Genomic DNA, 17,496 nt, shown 5'->3' on the forward strand with positions numbered 1-17,496 from the left:
GACCCCACCCTCCTGCACACCTGGGCCCGCGCCGTACGCGGCACGGGCCGCATCCCACGCACGGGCGATGCGCGCCGGGCGGGCGAGGGGGTACGTCGGGACGAGGAGAGCTTGCGTGGGGCGGGCGACGACCTGCGTCGGGGGAACGCGGACACGCGCCGGGTGGACGACGGTCCGCGCCCGACGGCGGACGCCCCGCGTCAGCGGCCGGGGGGCCTGCGTGGGGTGGGCCACGCCGTGCCTTTGGACGACGACTCGCGTCCGGTTGACGACCGTTCGCGCCCGCGGGCGGACGGCCCGCGCCGGACGTCGGGCGGCCCGCTTCGGGAGGTCCGCGGCGTGCGCCGGGTCGGCGGCGACTCGCTCCCGGTGGACGCCGGTCCGCCCCCGATGGGGGACGGTCCGCACAGGACCGGCAAGGTCCCGCCCGCCACCGGCGACCTCCCGCGCGCCGAGCGGGACGAACTCCTGGGGGTCGACGCCGAGCGTGACGTCCCGCCGCGTCCGCTGTGGACGCGGCTCGAAAGGCTTCGCCCCGTTGCCCTCCGTACCGCGCTCGGGTGTGCGCTCGCCGGGTATGCCGCCCTCGCTCTCGGGGCCGAGCGGCCCTACTGGGCGCTCGTGACCGCCGCGTCCCTCTACCAGGCCAATGTCACGCTCACCTGGAGCAGGGCAGTGCAGCGGGTCGTCGGCAACGTCGTCGGCGTGCTGCTCTTCGCGGCCGTCACCCCGGTCGCCCAGCTCGGGCCGCTCGCCCTCGTGCTGTGCATCCTCGCCTGCAACTTCGGCGCCGAGGCGCTCATCGGGCGCAACTACTGGCTCGGCAGCGTCTGTGTGACCCCGCTGGCGCTGCTGGTCACCGAGCTGCCCGGCTACCAGCCGACCGGCGAGCTGGTCACCGGCCGGGTCGTGGACACCCTCGTCGGGGCCCTGGTCGGCTTCGCCGCCGCCGTGGCCGTCACCGACCGGCGGGCCGGCCGGCGTGTCGAGCGGGCGCTGACCGCCGTCCACCGGGCCCGCGAGCACGCCGCCCGCCTGGTGGCCGGCCCCGCGGCCACGCCCGCCGCCCTGGAGGCCGCCCGCCGGGGACTCGCCGCCGCCGTCGTCGACCTGCGCGCGACCGCCGACGCCGCGGCCGGAGAATGGTGGCAGCGAGCGCTGCCCCAGGAACGGGTGGTGCTCGCCGAGCAGGCGGCGCACCGTACGCTCGCGGCGACGGTTCGACGCCAGGGACTCCTCCCGGACCCCGGCACCAGCACGCACACCCACACGGAGGGCGCATCGCCATGACGGCGACCCAAGGGCCATCGGCCGGCGACGGTGCCGGCACGCCGGACACCTCGAGTACCACGGACACGTCCGCCCCCGGGCGTGACACCGTCGCCGAGGTGGTCCGGCAGTGGCGGGCGGTCCACCCCGGCCTCGACACCGGTCCCATGGAGGTCATCGGCCGTATCAACCGCTGCGCGGCCCTCTTCCAGCAGGCCGAGGACGCCCCGCTGCGCCGGGCCGGGCTCACCCGCCCCGAGTTCGACCTGCTCGGCGCGCTGCGCCGCACGGGGCACGAGCTGACGCCCAGCGAGCTGGCCCGCGAGACGTTCTCCTCGGGCGCCGCCGTCACCAAGCGGCTGAAGCAGCTCACGGAGCGGGGGCTGGTGGAGCGCCGTGGGGACACCCGGGACCGCAGGGTGGCGCACGTGCGCCTCACCGACGCGGGCCGTGAGCTGGTGGACGGCATCCTGCCGTCGCAGCTCGCGTACGAGAACGCGGTGCTGTCCGGACTGGACGACGGGGAGCTGGGCGATCTCGCGGGGCTGCTCGGCGGGCTGCTGGCCCAGCTGGAGGGACGGCTGGGCGCCCTGCGCGCGTAGGGCCGGCCCCCGTCCCCTGGAGCCTTCCGTTCGGATCAGGCCGGCCGTGAGGCGCGGTGCCGTTTCAGGCCGACCCGAGCGGGGTCTGGTGCGTGCGGCTGCAAGGCGGACGAGGGCGTCGACGCGATGGGGCCCCGCCCGCGCGAGCGCAGCCGAGCGTGGGGGAGCCGGCGACCGACGACAACGCCGCTGGGGGTGCCCGCGCGCCCGTTCAGGGCCGTGGGGGAGTGCGTGCCAGGCCCCGCGACGCCGGGGTGATCCGAACGAGAGGCCCTGGAGTCTTCTACAGGCCCGGCCGGTACCGCAGCGGGTGCTCCTCCGGGACCTCGACGAGGACGATCGGCGTCCCGTCCGGGTCCTCGATCCACATCTCGATCAGGCCCCACGGCTCCTTCACCGGCGGGCGGACGATCTCCACGCCGCGCCCGGTGAGTTCCTCCCGCGCGGCCTCCGCGTCCTCCACCTGGAGCCACAGCCGGACGTCGGGGGAGCCCGCCGGAGCCGCCTCCGCGCGGCCCGACAGCTCGAGGAAGCCGCCGCCGAGGAAGTACACGGTGCCGCGCTCCGGACCGGTGCCGAACTCGCGGTGGACGGCGAGCCCGAGGCGGCGGCCGTAGAAGTCGCGGGAGCGTTCGGGGTCGGAGGGGCGGAGCAGGACGCGGCTGCTGAGTACATGCACCATGCGGCCGAGCGTAGGGGGAGGGGGCGCACGCCGCCGCCGACCCGCCGTCCGGAGCATGGACCGCGCCTTCAGGGTCCGGCTCGGGCGCGTTAATCTCGGGCCGTCCCGGCCACGCCGGGGAAGACGCACACGAATCGAGGAACCGCGCCATGGGAACAGCCGCCGACGCCGTACTGACCTTCCGCGACGCCACCGACGCCGACGTGGACGCGCTCGTCGAGCTGATCGAGTCGGCCTACCGGGGGGAGTCCAGCCGCGCGGGGTGGACCACCGAGGCGGACATCCTGCACGGGCAGCGCACCGACCCCGAGGGTGTGCGGGAGGTCGTCAAGGCCCCGGACAGCCGGCTGCTCACCGTGGAGAGCGAGGGCCGGATCGTGGCCTGCTGCCAGCTCGAACACCGGGGCGCGCACGCCTACTTCGGCATGTTCGCGGTCAGCCCCGCCCTCCAGGGCGCGGGCCTCGGCCGCACCGTCATCGCGGAGGCGGAGCGGCAGGCCCGCGAGGGCTGGGGCGTGGCCGAGATGCACATGACGGTGATCACCGCGCGCCAGGACCTGATCGCCTGGTACGAGCGCCGCGGTTACCGCCGCACGGGACGGACCACGCCGTTCCCGTACGGCGACGAGCGCTTCGGCATCCCGCAGCGCGACGACCTGGAGTTCGAGCTGCTGGTCAAGGAGCTCACCTGACCGTCGTACGGCGTCCGGCGGCTCACGCGGTGAAGCGGCCGGTGCGTTTGATCTCCGGGTAGTCGGTGGTCGCGCCGTCCAGTTCCAGCGCCCGCACCAGCCGCAGGTGGTCCTGGGTGTTGACCACCCAGCCGAAGACCGACAGGTCCGCCTTGCGGGCGTGCTCCACGATCTCCAGCGTGATCCGGCGGATGTTGAGGCACAGCCGCGAGGCGCCGACGGCCACCGCCCGGTCCACCACGTCCGTGCCGTACCTGCCGGCCACGAGCGCCGTGCGCACGCCGGGCACCAGCCGGGCGATCTCGGCGATCGCCTCGTCGTGGAAGGACGCGACCTCCACGCGGTCGGTCAGTCCCCGGTCGTGCATCACCTCGGCCAGCGCCCTGGCCGCCCGGACGTCCTTGATCTCCGCCTGGAGCGGCGTCCGCACCGCGTCCAGCACCTCCACGAAGAGAGGCACGCGCTCGCCGCGCCCGGCGTCCAGGGCGCGCAGTTCGTCGAGGGTCTTGTCGGCGATGGCGCCCGTGCCGTCCGTGGTGCGGTCCACGCGCGCGTCGTGCATCACCACGAGCGCGCCGTCCCTGCTCAGATGCAGGTCCAGTTCGATGACGTCGAGCCCGGCCTCCTGGGCGGCGACGAAGGACCGGAGGGTGTTCTCGGGCTCGACGCCCATGACTCCGCGGTGACCGATGGTGAGGAAGTTCAAGATCCGACTCGCTTCCGTCGACGGCGGCGGGGGGCCGCGTCCTTACGGCCCTCTGGGACCGTATCGCCTCTGCCTCCGGCGTCCAGAGGCTGAACCCGGAACGCATGGAGCGCCGCCGGACGGGGTAACCCACAGGAAAAAATGCGGTGACGCCCCGGGTGAGGCAGGATAATTTCCTGAGGTACCCCTTGCTGGGAGAAACGCCCTGTGTATACGGTCAGGCGTACGCAAGGTTCTCCTGTGGAGGATGGGACATGACGGAAATTCTTGTGCAGCAGGCTTCGGGGGAGCAGGTTCCTTCGACGACCAGGGTGGTGGAGCACCCGGCATGGCCCGTGCTCAAGGATGCCGTGGAGCGGATCCGGCCCTGGCAGTCCAAGGACGGCTCGATCGACTTCGACGCCGAGGGCGCCCCGTCGCGTGCCGACGCGGAGCGCGCCGTGCGCACCGTGATCGACGCCGTCGGCGACCTGTCCCCGCTGCTCCCGCACGACCGCGCCTACCACGAGGCCCTGGGCAAGGACCTGGCCCGCTGGGCCGAGGGCGGCTTCGAGGTGCCCGACTTCCTCGACTCGCTGCTGGCCTTCGCGCCCGCCGCGCACCGCGAGGACGGCCTCCAGCACCTGGTCGTCTTCCCGATGTACACGCAGAACGGCAACCCGGACCGCAACCTCGAGGCGGTCGTCTTCCGCATGGTCTGGCCCGACTGGCTGGCCGAGCTGGAGCGCACCCGCTACGACAACCCGCTCTTCTGCGGCATCACCTTCGAGGACTTCACCGCGGGCTACGACACCAACTCCGCGGTGCTCTTCCCCGAGACCATCGCCGTGCGCGAGGCCCCCGAGCGCTTCACCTGGGGCGCCATCTTCTGCGACCGCGAGGCCGCCCGCTTCCGCCGGGTCACCGAGGCCGCCGTCGACATCCTCGGCCTCGAACTGCCCGAGGACGTCGCCGCCATGGTCCACGACCAGAAGCGCTGCGAAGAGGCCTTCGTGCTGTGGGACATGATCCACGACCGCACGCACAGCCACGGCGACCTGCCGTTCGACCCGTTCATGATCAAGCAGCGCCAGCCGTTCTGGATGTACGGCCTGGAGGAGCTGCGCTGCGACCTCACCGCCTTCAAGGAGGCCGTGAAGCTGGCCGGCGAGGGCGTCCCGCAGGCCCGTGACGTGCAGATCGCGGTCATCTTCGACCGCATGTTCCGCTTCCCGGTGACCGGCGAGCGGGTGCGCAACTACGACGGCCTCGGCGGCCAGCTGCTCTTCGCCTACCTGCACAAGCACGACGTCGTCCGCTGGACCGACAACAAGCTCTCCATCGACTGGGAGCGCGCCCCGCAGGTCACCAACGAGCTGTGCGCGGAGATCGAGACGCTGTACCGCGACGGCATCGACCGCCCCAAGCTCGTCCACTGGTTCGCCGGCTACGAGCTGGTCGCCCGCTACCTGTCCCCGCACCCCGGCTCCACGTGGGCCAAGGGCCCCGAGGCCCTCGACCTGTCGCTGCCGCCGCGGAAACTCGTCGATGACGTGCTTCCCGACGAGTTTCCGCTGAGCATGTTCTATGAGGCACTGTCCAAGAAGCTGAAGAACGTGATCGCCTCGACCAAGGGCATCACGGCGGACGGCGCCGAGCGGGTCGCCGCGTGAGCGATCTCGTCCACACCACTGCTCAGGAGGCGAGAACCATGGGGAACGGGGCGCTCGAAGGCGCGGTGATCGCGGTGGCCGGCGCGGGCGGGCCCGCGGGACGCGCGGCGCTGCTCAGGCTCGCCGAGGCGGGGGCCACGGTCGTCGGCTCGGACAACGACCCGGAGCGCCTCGCGTCCGCCGTGGACGCGGCGCGCTACGCGCACGGCGGCGCCACCGTCACCGGCGAGACGGTCGACCTGCTCGACCTGGAGTCGACCCGTGACTGGGCCGCCCGCACCGAGAAGGAGTTCGGCCGCGTCGACGGCCTGGTCCACCTCGTCGGCGGCTGGCGCGGCAGCGAGACGTTCACCAAGACCAGCCTGGACGACTGGGACTTCCTGGAGCTGCTGCTGGTGCGCACCGTGCAGCACACCACGCTCGCCTTCCACGAGGCGCTCCAGCGCAGCGACCGCGGCCGGTACGTCCTGATCAGCGCGGCCGGCGCCACGAAGCCCACCGCGGGCAACGCCGCGTACGCCGCGGGCAAGGCCGCCGCCGAGGCGTGGACGCTCGCCATGGCCGACTACTTCCGCAAGGCCGGGGGCGAGCAGGGGCCGACATCGGCTGCTGCCATCCTGGTGGTGAAGGCGTTGGTGCACGACGCGATGCGCGCCGACCGCCCCAACGCGAAGTTCGCGGGCTTCACGGACGTCAAGGACCTGGCCGAGTCCATCGTCGGCGTCTGGGACAAGCCCGCCGCGGAAGTGAACGGAAACCGTCTGTGGCTGACCGAGAAGCCGTGAACCCGCCGAGGACCGACGCGCGTCGTCATCACGACCCGGACGTCCGCGGTTTCGCCAGCGACAACTACGCCGGCGCCCACCCGGAGGTGCTCGCCGCCCTGGCCCTGGCCAACGGCGGGCATCAGGTCGCGTACGGCGAGGACGCGTACACCGAGAACCTCCAGCAGGTGATCCGCAGCCACTTCGGGCCCACCGCCGAGGCGTTCCCGGTGTTCAACGGCACCGGGGCCAACGTCGTCGCCCTCCAGGCGGTCACCGACCGCTGGGGCGCGGTGATCTGCGCGGAGAGCGCCCACATCAACGTGGACGAGGGCGGCGCCCCGGAGCGGGTCGGCGGCATCAAGCTGCTCACCGTGCCCACCCCGGACGGCAAGCTCACCCCGGAGCTCATCGACCGGCAGGCGTACGGCTGGGACGACGAGCACCGGGCCATGCCGCAGGTCGTCTCCCTCGCCCAGGCGACCGAGCTGGGCACCGTCTACACACCCGACGAGATCCGCGCGATCTGCGAGCACGCCCACGCGCACGGCATGAAGGTGCACGTCGACGGCTCCCGGCTGGCGAACGCCGCCGCCGCGCTGGACGTGCCGCTGCGCACCTTCACCAACGCGGTGGGCGTCGACCTGCTCTCGCTGGGCGGCACCAAGAACGGCGCGCTGTTCGGCGAGGCGGTCGTGGTGCTGGACCCGGACGGGATCAAGCACATGAAGCACCTGCGCAAGCTGTCCATGCAGCTCGCCTCCAAGATGCGCTTCGTGTCCGTGCAGCTGGAGGCCCTGTTCGCCCGGGACCTGTGGCTGCGCAACGCCCGGCACGCCAACGAGATGGCCCAGCGCCTCGCCGAGGGCGTGCGCGCGGTGCACGGCGTGGAGATCCTCTACCCGGTGCAGGCGAACGCCGTGTTCGCGCGGCTGCCGCACGACGTGAGCGAGCGGCTGCAGAAGCGCTTCCGCTTCTACTTCTGGGACGAGGCCGCGGGCGACGTCCGCTGGATGTGCGCCTTCGACACCACCGAGGACGACGTGGACCGCTTCGTGGCCGCCCTCAAGGAGGAGATGGCGCACTAGGCGCCTTTCATGGAGTGCATAGGTATGCGGTTGGGTGAAAAGTCATTGACTGTCGGCCGGTCGCGTACCTATGCTCCGGCGCCATGCAGCTCATCCAGGAAACCCCGGACCTCTCCGCCTACTTGGCCGCCGACGAGGCCATCGACCACCACCATCCGCGGGTCCGGGAGGTGTCCGCACGCCTGGCCGCCGACGCCCAAGACTCGTATGACTATGCGCGGGCGGCCTTCGCGTACGTACGCGACCGCGTCACGCACTCGCAGGACGTCGGCGACCCCCGCGTGACCTGGCGCGCCTCCGACGTACTCGAGCAGGGCACCGGCATCTGCTACGCCAAGTCCCATGCCCTGGCCGCGCTGCTGCGCGCCGAGGACATCCCGGCCGCCCTCTGCTACCAGCACCTCGGGGTGGTGCACGGGCTGGTCGCCGTGCGGTTCAACGGCGCCTGGCACCGCCAGGACCCGCGCGGCAACAAGCCCGGGGTGGACGCGCGGTTCTCCCTCGACGGCGAGCACCTGGCCTTCACCCCCGACCCCGCTGCCGGCGAGAGCGACCACCCTGTCCTGTACGCCGCACCGCACCCGGCCGTCCTGCGCGCCCTGCGCGACGCCACCGACCGGGCGCACCTGTGGCGCACGCTCCCCACCGCGCTCTGAGGCGCACGGCCAGGGAGCCCCGCTCGGCGCGCGGCGGGAAACGCGACAGGTCCCGGGCGTCCGTGCTCGCGCACGGCAACCCGGGACCTGGGCACGGAACCTCAGCGGGCCTCCGCCTCGCGGACCTGCTCGGGGGTGGGCGCCGTGCCGCCGAGGTGGGCCGGCATCCACCAGGTGTCGTCCTGGCTCTTCGGCCGCACCGGGTACGCCCGCTGCGCCGCCTCCAGCAACTCCTGCACGCGCTCGCGCAGCTGACGGGTGATCGCGCCCGCGTACTTGTCCTTGGACGCCTCGATCGCCTCGCCCACGCGGATGGTGATCGGGGTGTGGCTGCGCTTGAAGTTGCGCGGGTGGCCCTTGGTCCACAACCGCTGCGTGCCCCACACCGCCATCGGGATCAGCGGGACGCCCGCCTCCTGCGCCATGCGCGCGGCCCCGGACTTGAAGCTCTTCAGCGTGAAGGACTGGGAGATCGTCGCCTCGGGGAAGACGCCCACGATCTCCCCGGACCGCAGCGAGCGCAGCGCGTGCTCGTAGGCGGCCTCGCCCTGGGTGCGGTCGACCGGGATGTGCTTCATGCCGCGCATCAGCGGGCCGGAGACGCGGTGGCGGAACACCGACTCCTTGGCCATGAAGCGGACGAGCCGCTTCTGCGGAAGCGCCGCCAGTCCGTTGAAGACGAAGTCGAGATAGCTGATGTGATTGCTCACCAGCACGGCGCCGCCCGAGCGCGGGATGTTCTCCGACCCCTGACAATCGATCTTGAGGTCCCACACCTTGAACAGGGTGCGGGCGAAGCCGATCACGGGCCGGTAGACAAGTTCTGCCATGGGCGGGTCGAAACCCTTCCTTCTCTGCCTGGGAAGGGAGTATCCCAGTCGAAGTTACGCAGCCGTAGGTTTACGGCCTGTCGCTGATGCTGCCCCAAGAACGGCCGGTGAACCAGCCCCGGTGCCCGTCCGGCGCGGAGATTCTCGTCACGTTCCGTCGATCCACCTCGACTTTTGCGGCGCGGGCGGGAATGTCCGGGGTCCCTGGGGCGCTGGAGGCGGTTGGACGTGACATCCAGGGCGGCGGGAGCGGCGAGTGCGAGGCAGTGACGACACGGGACGGTCGGGCACCGGCACCGACGCCGGTATCGACGCCGGCTCCGGCGGCGGAGCGCGGACCGGTCTGGCGGCGGAACTCGGTACGGGGCTGGGCGAGCGCGCCACCCTGGTGCAGTTCTCCAGCGCCTTCTGCGCGCCCTGCCGGGCCACCCGCCGCGTGCTCGGCGAGGTCGCGGACATGGTCCCGGGCGTGACCCACGTCGAGATCGACGCCGAGGCCCGCCTGGACCTCGTACGGCGCCTGGGCATCGAGCGCACCCCGACCGTGCTGGTCCTCGACGCGGACGGGCGGGTGGTGCGGCGGGCGGCCGGGCAGCCGCGCAAGGCCGACGTGATCGCCGCCTTGGGCGCGGCGCTGTGAGGCCGTCGCGATCATGGTGAGACATCTCCCATCCACGGGGACCCGCTTGACGCTGCACGCTCGTTGTCGTCAGCCTGACACCATGTCGTCGGGGTCGCCGGGACTCCCTCGCCGCCGTCGGGTACCCGGCCCCCTCCCGGCCGGCGCCCGCGCCCCGCGCGCCTCTCGGCCGGGCCGGTGAGCAGCCGCGCACCCGCTCGTGACCCCTCCCAGAAGGACTGTTTCATGACGGCAACGTCCGGCCTCGGCGCCGCCCGGCCCGCCTCGCCCGACCTGCTGCGCTCCGTCTTCCGCCGGCACCCGGCGGGGGTCGCGGTGGTCACGGCGCGCGGCCGGTCCGGTCCGGTCGGCTTCACCGCCACCTCCCTCGTCTCCGTGTCCGCCCAGCCGCCGATGCTGTCCTTCGGTGTGTCCACGGGCAGTTCCAGCTGGCCCGTGATCGCGGACACCGAGCACGTCGGTGTGCACCTGCTGGGGGAGCACCAGCAGGACCTCGCGGCGACCTTCGCGCGCCGGGGCGCCGACCGCTTCGGTCCGGGCACGGCGTGGCGGGACGGGCCGGAGGGGGTGCCGGTGCTGGACGGCGTGCCCGCCTGGATGGTGTGCCGGGTGACGGCACGGGTGCCCGCCGGCGACCACCGCATCGTGGTCGCGGAGGTGCTGCTCGGCGACCCCACGGGCCACGGCCGCCCCCTCGTCTACCACCAGGGACGCTTCAGCGGGCTGCCCGGCTGAGGCGCGGGACCTCGGTCGCGGGCCGGGAGAGTTCCGGTTACGCTGCGTTGCGAAGGTCACAGTTCAAAGCGCTTGCTTAGCGGGCAGGAACTGAGTGTACTGACGAGTAATATTTCGGTCGGAGCGTGGGTCGCCCCGACCGGGACCGCCCGCCCGAGGCGCCTATGCTGCCTGCAGGCAGGCAGCCAGAAATGACGATGCAGTAGGAGAGCCGGCGTGAGCTTGAGGATCGTTGTCACTGTGAAGTACGTGCCCGACGCCACTGGCGACCGGCACTTCGCCGATGACCTGACCGTCGACCGTGACGACGTGGACGGTCTGCTCTCCGAGCTGGACGAGTACGCGGTGGAGCAGGCGCTGCAGATCGCGGAGAACTCCGACGACGACGTCGAGGTCACCGTTCTGACGGTCGGCCCCGAGGACGCCAAGGACGCGCTGCGCAAGGCGCTGTCCATGGGCGCCGACAAGGCCATCCATGTCGAGGACGACGACCTGCACGGCACGGACGCCATCGGCACCTCCCTGGTGCTGGCCAAGGCCGTCGAGAAGGCGGGTTACGACCTGGTCGTCTCCGGCATGGCCTCCACCGACGGCACCATGGGCGTCGTCCCGGCGCTGCTCGCGGAGCGCCTGGGCGTGCCGCAGGTGACGCTGCTGTCCGAGGTGTCCGTCGAGGACGGCAAGGTCACCGGCCGCCGTGACGGCGACGCCGCCTCCGAGCAGCTGGAGGCGTCCCTCCCCGCGGTCGTGTCGGTCACCGACCAGTCGGGCGAGGCCCGTTACCCGTCGTTCAAGGGCATCATGGCGGCCAAGAAGAAGCCGGTGGAGTCCTGGGACCTCTCCGACCTCGACATCGACGCGGACGAGGTCGGCCTGGAGAACGCCTGGACCACGGTGGAGTCGGCGTCCGAGCGCCCGGCCCGTACCGCGGGCACGATCGTCAAGGACGAGGGCGAGGGCGGCAAGCAGCTCGCCGAGTTCCTCGCGAGCCAGAAGTTCATCTGAGCCGCAAGGCACGGCTCGCTTCCCGCCCCTCATACTTCGCAAGCAGGAGAGAAGAAGTCCCATGGCTGAAGTTCTCGTCTACGTCGACCACGTGGACGGCGCCGTCCGCAAGCCGACCCTGGAGCTGCTGACCCTCGCCCGCCGCATCGGCGAGCCGGTCGCCGTGGCGCTGGGCAACGGCGCCGGCGACACCGTCGCCACGCTCGCCGAGCACGGCGCGGTCAAGGTCCTCACCCACGAGGCCGCCGAGTACGCCGACTACCTGGTCGTACCGAAGGTGGACGCCCTCCAGGCCGCCCACGAGGCCGTCTCCCCGGCCGCCGTCCTGGTCGCGTCCTCCGCCGAGGGCAAGGAGATCGCCGCCCGTCTGGCGCTGCGCATCGGCTCCGGCATCATCACCGACGCCGTCGACCTCGAGGCCGGCGACGAGGGCCCGGTGGCCACCCAGTCGGTGTTCGCCGCCGGCTACACCACCAAGTCGCGTGTCTCCAAGGGCACCCCGGTCATCACGGTCAAGCCGAACTCGGCCGCCGTGGAGGCCGCCCCGGCCGCCGGCGCGGTCGAGTCCCTGAGCGTCACCTTCTCCGCGCAGGCCACCGGCACCAAGGTCACCGGCCGCACGCCGCGTGAGTCGACCGGCCGTCCGGAGCTGACCGAGGCCGCGATCGTCGTCTCCGGCGGCCGCGGTGTCAACGGCGCGGAGAACTTCTCGATCATCGAGGCGCTCGCCGACTCGCTCGGCGCGGCCGTCGGCGCCTCGCGTGCCGCCGTCGACGCCGGCTGGTACCCGCACACCAACCAGGTCGGCCAGACCGGCAAGTCGGTCTCGCCGCAGCTGTACATCGCCAACGGCATCTCCGGCGCGATCCAGCACCGCGCGGGCATGCAGACCTCGAAGACCATCGTGGCCGTCAACAAGGACGCCGAGGCCCCGATCTTCGAGCTGGTCGACTTCGGCGTCGTGGGCGACCTGTTCGACGTCGTCCCGCAGCTGACCGAGGAGATCAAGGCCCGCAAGGGCTGATCCCCCCGGACCGTCCGAGGCCCCCGCGACCGCACCGGTCGCGGGGGCCTCGCCGTGTCTCCCGGCCGCCCGCCGGTGTCCGGTGGCGGGGCGGCCCGGCCCGGGGACGGTGTTGACCGGCACGGAGACCGCCGGATACCGTCCTTCAACATATTGTTGAATCTGCGTGTCGCGGAAACGTGACGGCGGGATCAGGGTCGCGGACGTCTGGAGGGCGGCATGGGCCAGGGGCAGCAGGAGCGGGTGCCGACGAGTCTCGCGGGCGCCGTCACCGAGGAGATCGGCGCCGCCCTCGCACCGGTCGACGCCGAGCTGGAACGCCTCTACCCCGGCGACCCCGGCACCCGGCAGCCCGTTCACACCGTCTACGTCCCCGGCGACCGCTTCACCGCCGGCACCGTCCGGGAGTGGGGCGACCAGGCCCTCGCCGCGCTGGACGAACACGCCCCCGACGCCGCGTCGTTCGGCGCCGTCCTCGGTCTCGACGGCGCCCTCGCCGAGGACGTGTACGCGAGGGTGCGCGCCAAGCTGGAGCGCGAGCCGGTCGAGGACCTGCGCATCGACTTCGAGGACGGCTACGGCCACCGGCCCGACGCCGAGGAGGACGAGACCGCCGCCCGCGCCGCCCGGCTGGTCGCCGAGGCCTCCGCGCACGGCACGCCGGCCACCGCCGCCCCCTGGACCGGCATCCGCATGAAGTGCATGGAGGCGGCCGTGCGCGACCGCGGCATCCGCACCCTCGACATCTTCCTCACCGGCCTGACGCGGGCCGGCGGACTGCCCGCCGGACTCGTCCTCACCCTCCCCAAGGTCACCTACGCCGAGCAGGTCGCCGCCATGGCCCGGCTGCTCGGCGCCTTCGAGAAGACCCTCGGCCTCGAACCCGGCCGCATCGGCTTCGAGATCCAGATCGAGACCAGCCAGTCCGTCCTGGCCGCCGACGGCACCGCCACCGTCGCCCGCATGATCCGGGCAGCCGACGGGCGCGCCACCGGACTGCACTACGGCACCTTCGACTACAGCGCCTGCCTCGGCGTCCCGGCCGCCCACCAGTCCGCCGACCATCCCGCCGCCGACCACGCCAAGGCGGTCATGCAGGTCGCCGCCGCCGGCACCGGGGTGCGGCTCTCGGACGGCTCCACCAACGTCCTCCCGGTCGGCCCCACCGAACAGGTCCACGCCGCCTGGCGGCTGCACCACGGTCTCGTCCGCCGTGCCCTCGCCCGCGCCTACTACCAGGGCTGGGACATGCACCCCGGCCACCTCCCCACCCGTTACGCCGCCGTCTTCGCCTTCTACCGCGAGGGGTTCGAACAGGCCGCCGCCCGGCTCGCCCGGTACGCCGAGCGGGCCGAGGGCGACGTGATGGACGAGCCCGCCACCGCGAAAGCCCTCGCCGGGTACCTGCTGCGGGGCCTTCACTGCGGCGCCCTGGACGACGCGGAGGTGTCCCGCGCGAGCGGGCTGGCACGGGCCGACCTCGAGGCGTACGCCTCGCCCCGGCGCGGGGGCCTGACCGTCTCGGCGCCGTGACGCGCGATTGCATCGCCTATCGAAAGTCGATAGATTCCCATCGTGCTTCGAGTGAAGGAGAGGCGATGGGACACGTGACCGTGCTCGCGCTGCGCGCGGTGATCGCGGTGCTGCTGGCGGGCTCACTGGCGGTGCAGACGGTGATGGTGCCACTGCTGGCGAGCGACCTGGACGGGCTGGACGAGCAGTACGCCTACCTGCGGACCCCGCTCCTGGTCATCGTGGTCCTCACCGTGCTGGCCGCCCAGACCGTACTGATCTGCGTCTGGCGGCTGGTCACCATGGCCCGGCGCGGCACGGTCTTCTCCTACGCCGCCTTCCGCTACGTCCACATCGTCATCGGTGCGTTCGTCGCCGCGGCCCTGCTGGTCTTCGCGCTCGGCGCGCTGCTGGCGCCGGGGGAGGCCGTCGCGCCCGGCGTGGTGCTGCTGGTGGGCGGGATCGGACTGGCGATCGGGGGCATCGCGCTGGTCGTCCTCGTCCTGCGGATGCTGCTGGCCCAGGCCGTGGCACGGGAGCTGGAGGCGTCGCGGATGCGGGCCGAGCTGGCCGAGGTGATCTGATGCCGATCGCCGTCGACATCGACGTGATGCTCGCCCGGCGCAAGATGTCCGTGGGAGAGCTCGCCGAACGCGTGGGCATCACCCCGGCGAACCTGGCCGTCCTCAAGAACGGCCGGGCGAAGGCGGTCCGCTTCACGACGCTCGCCGCGCTGTGCGAGGTACTGGACTGCCAGCCGGGCGACCTCCTCCGCTACGAGCCGGACCATGCCGTGGCGGAACCGGCGACGAACTCGGCGTAGCTGCCGGGGTGAGGCGGCCGCCCGCGGCTCCGCGGGTGCGAGGGCGCTACGTCCCTGGCCTGTCGGCGGAACCGGTTCCTGCCGACGTCGTGTACCGCTCCAGGCCCCCGGTCGTCACCAGCCCCTCCTCCGCGAACAGCCGCGTCCCCTTCTCGCACAGGGCGCGGTCCGCGCGGGCGCGGGCGGCGAACTCCTCCGGTGTCGAGCCGAACAGGGCACGCAGGCGGGGGAGTGTCGCCAGGAGGTCGGTCAGCAGGGGGCGTTGGCCCGGGTGGGTGCGGGGGGTGCCGGTGCCGTCGTGGAGGACGCCGCGGCGGTTGACGTAGGCGTAGGCGCCCGGGAGCGTGCTGCCGTCGGGGAGTTCGACGCGGACGTCCGGCGCCGGCAGCCAGGCGCGGCGGAAGTTGCCGCGCGGCAGCGGAACGCCCTCGCTCGCGTCGATCACCGTGAGCTGCCGCGCGTCCAGCCAGAGCACGAACAGCTCGCTCACCCGCCCCGGGGTCGCCACCGGCGAGTTGGCGACGTACCCCATGCGGCTCACGTGCGCCGAGACGCCGATGCCGACGCCCGCCACCCGGGCCCGCACCATGGGCAGCGGGGAGGTGACCCCCGACCCGGCCAGCTTGTGGCGCAGCTGCGCGGGGCAGGCGTTCGAGCCGATCGAGATCACCGGCACCCGGTCCTCGAACGCCCACCGGTCCAGCGGCAGCAGCCGGTCCCCGTCGAGCAGCCCCGACTCCCGGGGCCAGGCGCCCGGATACTCCAGCGGATGCTCACGCGGCACCACGTCCAGCCCCAGCGCCCGCAGCGTACGGTCCTCCACCGGCACCGCCCGCCTCAGTCCGCCGGGGGCAGCTCGCCCGAGCCCCGGGTGATCAGGCGGGTCGGCAGCTCGATGCGCTCCGGGGCGATCAGCGTGCCGTCCAGCTGCCGGAACAGCCGCTCGGCGGCGGTCCGGCCGAGGGCGGCGGCGTCCTGCGCGACGACCGTGACGCCGGGCTGGAGCAGATCGGCCAGCTCGATGTCGTCGAAGCCGACGAGCGCGACCGGGCGGGCGTGCTCGGCCAGCACGCGGATCACCGTCACCGTCACCCGGTTGTTGCCGGTGAAGATCGCGGTGACCGGCTCGGGACCGGCGAGCATCTCCCGGGCGGCCTGGCGCACCCGCTCGGGGTCCGTCACGCCCAGCGACATCCAACCGTCCGCCACCGGTATCCCCGCGTCCTCCATGGCCGTGCGGTAGCCGCGCAGCCGCTCGGCCGCCGTGTGGATGCGGGGCATGTCGCCGATGAAGCCGATCCTGCGGTGGCCGTGCGCGATCAGATGGCGCACGCCGTCACGCGCGCCGCCGAAGTTGTCCGACACCACCACGTCCGCGTCGATGTGCCCGGCGGGCCGGTCCACGAACACCGTGGCGACCCCGGCCTTGAGCTCCGGCTCCAGATAGCGGTGGTCGTCACCGGCCGGGATCACCACCAGGCCGTCCACCCGGCGGGCGCACAACGCCAGCACCAGCTCCTGCTCACGGTCCGCGTCCTCCGCGCTCGACCCGTTGATCAGCAGCGCGCCGTGCGCGCGGGCCACCTCCTCCACGGCCCGGCTCAGCGGACCGTAGAACGGGTCGGCGAGGTCCTCCAGGACCAGGCCGATGCTGGCGGTACGGCCCTTGCGCAGCACCCGCGCGCTGTCGTTGCGGCGGAAGCCGAGCGCGTCGATCGCCTCCTGAACCCGCCGCTCGGTCTCCGGCGTCACGCCCGGCTCGCCGTTCACCACGCGGGAGACCGTCTTCAGGCCCACTCCGGCACGGGCGGCAACGTCCTTCATCGTCGGACGGTTGCCGTATCGGCTCCCGGGGAAGCGGTCGGTGCGGCGGGTCGTCTCCGGCACGATGCGGTGTCCTGTCCTGTCGGCCACGGTCACGGTCACGGGGATGCGTGGGCCCATGGGCTTGTATGAGGATGTGGCGTCGAGCATAGAGCCTGGACAACGTTGTCAGCCCGGGGGACACTGTCCGACGCACACTCCGGCCCGCACCTGACCGCTCGACCGGGCCGTTGCCCGTGCGCATGTGTTGCCTCCTGGTCGCGCATGGCCGTTCCCAGCGTGTTCCTTGATTGTTTCCGATGGTTGACGGGGAGATCCGACTCTGATGCACACCGACCTCGTGGCTGCGCTCGACATCGGCGGCACCAAGATCGCCGGCGCGCTGGTGGACCGTGAGGGCCGGATCCAGGCCCGCGCCCAGCGGCCGACCCCCGCGCGGGAGGACGGCGACACCGTCATGGCGGCCGTCGCGGCGGTGATCGGCGACCTCACCGCGTCCCCCCTGTGGGAGCGCGCGGGCGCGGTCGGCATCGGCAGCGCGGGCCCCGTCGACGCCTCCACCGGCACGGTGAGCCCCGTCAACGTCCCCGGCTGGCGCGACTACCCGCTGGTCGCCGGGGTACGGGACGCGGCCGGCGGCCTGCCCGTCGAGCTGATCGGCGACGGGGTCGCCATCACGGCCGCCGAACACTGGCAGGGCGCCGCCCGCGGCCACGACAACGCGCTGTGCATGGTCGTCTCGACGGGTGTGGGCGGCGGCCTGGTGCTGGGCGGGCGCCTGCACCCGGGACCCACCGGCAACGCCGGGCACATCGGCCACATCAGCGTGGACCTCGACGGCGACCCGTGCCCGTGCGGGGCGCGCGGCTGCGTGGAGCGGATCGCGAGCGGGCCCAACATCGCCCGGCGCGCGCTGGACAACGGCTGGCGGCCCGGCCCGGACGGCGACACCTCCGCCGCCGCGGTGGCCGCCGCGGCGGCGGAGGTGTCGC

19 protein-coding genes and 1 pseudogene are annotated in these 17,496 nt (G+C 72.9%); 15 read left to right on the forward strand and 5 right to left on the reverse strand.

The genetic code is table 11. The features are described from left to right. Positions 1-411 precede the first annotated feature (411 nt). Both CCN29_RS28310 and CCN29_RS28315 read left to right on the forward strand, forming a co-directional pair. A pseudogene (locus CCN29_RS28310) lies at positions 412-1,290 on the forward strand (FUSC family protein); the annotation flags it as partial. Beyond that, positions 1,287-1,871, forward strand: coding sequence for a MarR family winged helix-turn-helix transcriptional regulator (locus CCN29_RS28315; protein ID WP_006136509.1), 585 nt, complete (start codon positions 1,287-1,289; stop codon positions 1,869-1,871). The pseudogene CCN29_RS28310 and the gene CCN29_RS28315, both read left to right, overlap by 4 nt. A gap of 283 nt (positions 1,872-2,154) precedes the next feature. Here the strand turns inward: CCN29_RS28315 and CCN29_RS28320 are convergent, their stop codons facing one another. Then, entirely contained in the window at positions 2,155-2,553 is a 399-nt protein-coding gene (locus CCN29_RS28320; RefSeq protein ID WP_006136508.1) for a VOC family protein, read from the reverse strand. A gap of 149 nt (positions 2,554-2,702) precedes the next feature. On the opposite strand from CCN29_RS28320, the gene CCN29_RS28325 reads away from it, so the two are divergent. Continuing rightward, complete coding sequence (locus tag CCN29_RS28325; RefSeq protein ID WP_086685435.1) at positions 2,703-3,245, forward strand: GNAT family N-acetyltransferase; 543 nt, start codon at positions 2,703-2,705, stop codon at positions 3,243-3,245. Positions 3,246-3,267: 22 nt separating this feature from the next. Here CCN29_RS28325 and CCN29_RS28330 read toward each other — a convergent pair whose 3' ends face one another. Beyond that, the gene (locus tag CCN29_RS28330) at positions 3,268-3,951 is read right to left on the reverse strand and encodes a glycerophosphodiester phosphodiesterase (protein WP_031016545.1); all 684 of its coding nucleotides are present in this window, start codon (positions 3,949-3,951) and stop codon (positions 3,268-3,270) included. 254 nt (positions 3,952-4,205) lie between these two features. On the opposite strand from CCN29_RS28330, the gene CCN29_RS28335 reads away from it, so the two are divergent. The 4 genes from CCN29_RS28335 (at position 4,206) to CCN29_RS28350 (ending at position 8,111) form a co-directional block, all read left to right on the forward strand. Then, positions 4,206-5,603 carry a DUF6421 family protein gene (locus CCN29_RS28335; RefSeq protein ID WP_086685437.1) on the forward strand — a complete coding sequence of 466 codons (1,398 nt, stop codon included), beginning with the start codon at positions 4,206-4,208 and terminating at the stop codon, positions 5,601-5,603. Positions 5,604-5,641: 38 nt separating this feature from the next. Continuing rightward, positions 5,642-6,388: an SDR family NAD(P)-dependent oxidoreductase gene (locus CCN29_RS28340; RefSeq protein ID WP_006136505.1), complete on the forward strand. Its 747-nt coding sequence runs from the start codon at positions 5,642-5,644 to the stop codon at positions 6,386-6,388. Further along, on the forward strand, positions 6,385-7,455 hold the full coding sequence (locus tag CCN29_RS28345; protein ID WP_006136504.1) for a threonine aldolase family protein: 1,071 nt from the start codon (positions 6,385-6,387) through the stop codon (positions 7,453-7,455). Before CCN29_RS28340 ends, CCN29_RS28345 begins: the two co-directional genes overlap by 4 nt. A gap of 83 nt (positions 7,456-7,538) precedes the next feature. After that, the gene (locus tag CCN29_RS28350; protein ID WP_006136503.1) at positions 7,539-8,111 is read left to right on the forward strand and encodes a transglutaminase-like domain-containing protein; all 573 of its coding nucleotides are present in this window, start codon (positions 7,539-7,541) and stop codon (positions 8,109-8,111) included. A 101-nt stretch (positions 8,112-8,212) separates the two neighbouring features. On the opposite strand, the gene CCN29_RS28355 is transcribed toward CCN29_RS28350, so the two are convergent. Then, positions 8,213-8,941: a lysophospholipid acyltransferase family protein gene (locus CCN29_RS28355; RefSeq protein ID WP_006136502.1), complete on the reverse strand. Its 729-nt coding sequence runs from the start codon at positions 8,939-8,941 to the stop codon at positions 8,213-8,215. A 307-nt stretch (positions 8,942-9,248) separates the two neighbouring features. Here CCN29_RS28355 and CCN29_RS28360 point away from each other — a divergent pair, with 307 nt between their 5' ends. The 7 genes from CCN29_RS28360 (at position 9,249) to CCN29_RS28390 (ending at position 14,680) form a co-directional block, all read left to right on the forward strand. Then, positions 9,249-9,581, forward strand: coding sequence for a TlpA family protein disulfide reductase (locus tag CCN29_RS28360; protein WP_086016234.1), 333 nt, complete (start codon positions 9,249-9,251; stop codon positions 9,579-9,581). Positions 9,582-9,806: 225 nt separating this feature from the next. Then, entirely contained in the window at positions 9,807-10,316 is a 510-nt protein-coding gene (locus tag CCN29_RS28365; RefSeq protein WP_006136500.1) for a flavin reductase family protein, read from the forward strand. Between the two features lie 216 nt (positions 10,317-10,532). Then, positions 10,533-11,321 (forward strand): electron transfer flavoprotein subunit beta/FixA family protein, encoded by a 789-nt coding sequence (locus CCN29_RS28370; protein ID WP_006136499.1) that lies wholly within the window; start codon positions 10,533-10,535, stop codon positions 11,319-11,321. 61 nt (positions 11,322-11,382) lie between these two features. Then, on the forward strand, positions 11,383-12,345 hold the full coding sequence (locus CCN29_RS28375; protein ID WP_006136498.1) for an electron transfer flavoprotein subunit alpha/FixB family protein: 963 nt from the start codon (positions 11,383-11,385) through the stop codon (positions 12,343-12,345). A gap of 219 nt (positions 12,346-12,564) precedes the next feature. Beyond that, the gene (locus tag CCN29_RS28380) at positions 12,565-13,878 is read left to right on the forward strand and encodes a DUF6986 family protein (RefSeq protein ID WP_086685439.1); all 1,314 of its coding nucleotides are present in this window, start codon (positions 12,565-12,567) and stop codon (positions 13,876-13,878) included. Between the two features lie 65 nt (positions 13,879-13,943). Continuing rightward, a complete protein-coding gene (locus CCN29_RS28385) occupies positions 13,944-14,441 on the forward strand; it encodes a DUF2975 domain-containing protein (RefSeq protein ID WP_006136496.1) in 498 nt (165 codons plus the stop codon). Then, positions 14,441-14,680, forward strand: a complete 240-nt coding sequence (locus CCN29_RS28390) for a helix-turn-helix domain-containing protein (protein WP_006136495.1) — start codon at positions 14,441-14,443, stop codon at positions 14,678-14,680. Before CCN29_RS28385 ends, CCN29_RS28390 begins: the two co-directional genes overlap by 1 nt. Before the next feature lie 46 nt (positions 14,681-14,726). Here CCN29_RS28390 and CCN29_RS28395 read toward each other — a convergent pair whose 3' ends face one another. Further along, positions 14,727-15,503: a hypothetical protein gene (locus CCN29_RS28395; RefSeq protein WP_189480619.1), complete on the reverse strand. Its 777-nt coding sequence runs from the start codon at positions 15,501-15,503 to the stop codon at positions 14,727-14,729. 14 nt (positions 15,504-15,517) lie between these two features. Continuing rightward, positions 15,518-16,624 carry a LacI family DNA-binding transcriptional regulator gene (locus tag CCN29_RS28400; RefSeq protein WP_189406690.1) on the reverse strand — a complete coding sequence of 369 codons (1,107 nt, stop codon included), beginning with the start codon at positions 16,622-16,624 and terminating at the stop codon, positions 15,518-15,520. A gap of 205 nt (positions 16,625-16,829) precedes the next feature. Here CCN29_RS28400 and CCN29_RS28405 point away from each other — a divergent pair. Then, on the forward strand, positions 16,830-17,496 hold a 667-nt coding region (locus CCN29_RS28405; RefSeq protein ID WP_086685441.1), incomplete at its 3' end, for an ROK family protein.

This window comes from Streptomyces pseudogriseolus (assembly GCA_002154585.1).
GTDB classification, from domain to species: domain Bacteria; phylum Actinomycetota; class Actinomycetes; order Streptomycetales; family Streptomycetaceae; genus Streptomyces; species Streptomyces pseudogriseolus.

Excerpts from the sequence above, each read along its gene's own strand:
- CCN29_RS28315 (WP_006136509.1), top strand. The coding sequence starts at position 1,287 with ATGACGGCGACCCAAGGGCCATCGGCCGGCGACGGTGCCGGCACGCCG.
- CCN29_RS28320 (WP_006136508.1), bottom strand. The coding sequence starts at position 2,553 with ATGGTGCATGTACTCAGCAGCCGCGTCCTGCTCCGCCCCTCCGACCCC.
- CCN29_RS28325 (WP_086685435.1), top strand. The coding sequence starts at position 2,703 with ATGGGAACAGCCGCCGACGCCGTACTGACCTTCCGCGACGCCACCGAC.
- CCN29_RS28335 (WP_086685437.1), top strand. The coding sequence starts at position 4,206 with ATGACGGAAATTCTTGTGCAGCAGGCTTCGGGGGAGCAGGTTCCTTCG.
- CCN29_RS28340 (WP_006136505.1), top strand. The coding sequence starts at position 5,642 with ATGGGGAACGGGGCGCTCGAAGGCGCGGTGATCGCGGTGGCCGGCGCG.
- CCN29_RS28350 (WP_006136503.1), top strand. The coding sequence starts at position 7,539 with ATGCAGCTCATCCAGGAAACCCCGGACCTCTCCGCCTACTTGGCCGCC.
- CCN29_RS28355 (WP_006136502.1), bottom strand. The coding sequence starts at position 8,941 with ATGGCAGAACTTGTCTACCGGCCCGTGATCGGCTTCGCCCGCACCCTG.
- CCN29_RS28365 (WP_006136500.1), top strand. The coding sequence starts at position 9,807 with ATGACGGCAACGTCCGGCCTCGGCGCCGCCCGGCCCGCCTCGCCCGAC.
- CCN29_RS28375 (WP_006136498.1), top strand. The coding sequence starts at position 11,383 with ATGGCTGAAGTTCTCGTCTACGTCGACCACGTGGACGGCGCCGTCCGC.
- CCN29_RS28380 (WP_086685439.1), top strand. The coding sequence starts at position 12,565 with ATGGGCCAGGGGCAGCAGGAGCGGGTGCCGACGAGTCTCGCGGGCGCC.
- CCN29_RS28385 (WP_006136496.1), top strand. The coding sequence starts at position 13,944 with ATGGGACACGTGACCGTGCTCGCGCTGCGCGCGGTGATCGCGGTGCTG.
- CCN29_RS28390 (WP_006136495.1), top strand. The coding sequence starts at position 14,441 with ATGCCGATCGCCGTCGACATCGACGTGATGCTCGCCCGGCGCAAGATG.
- CCN29_RS28400 (WP_189406690.1), bottom strand. The coding sequence starts at position 16,624 with ATGGGCCCACGCATCCCCGTGACCGTGACCGTGGCCGACAGGACAGGA.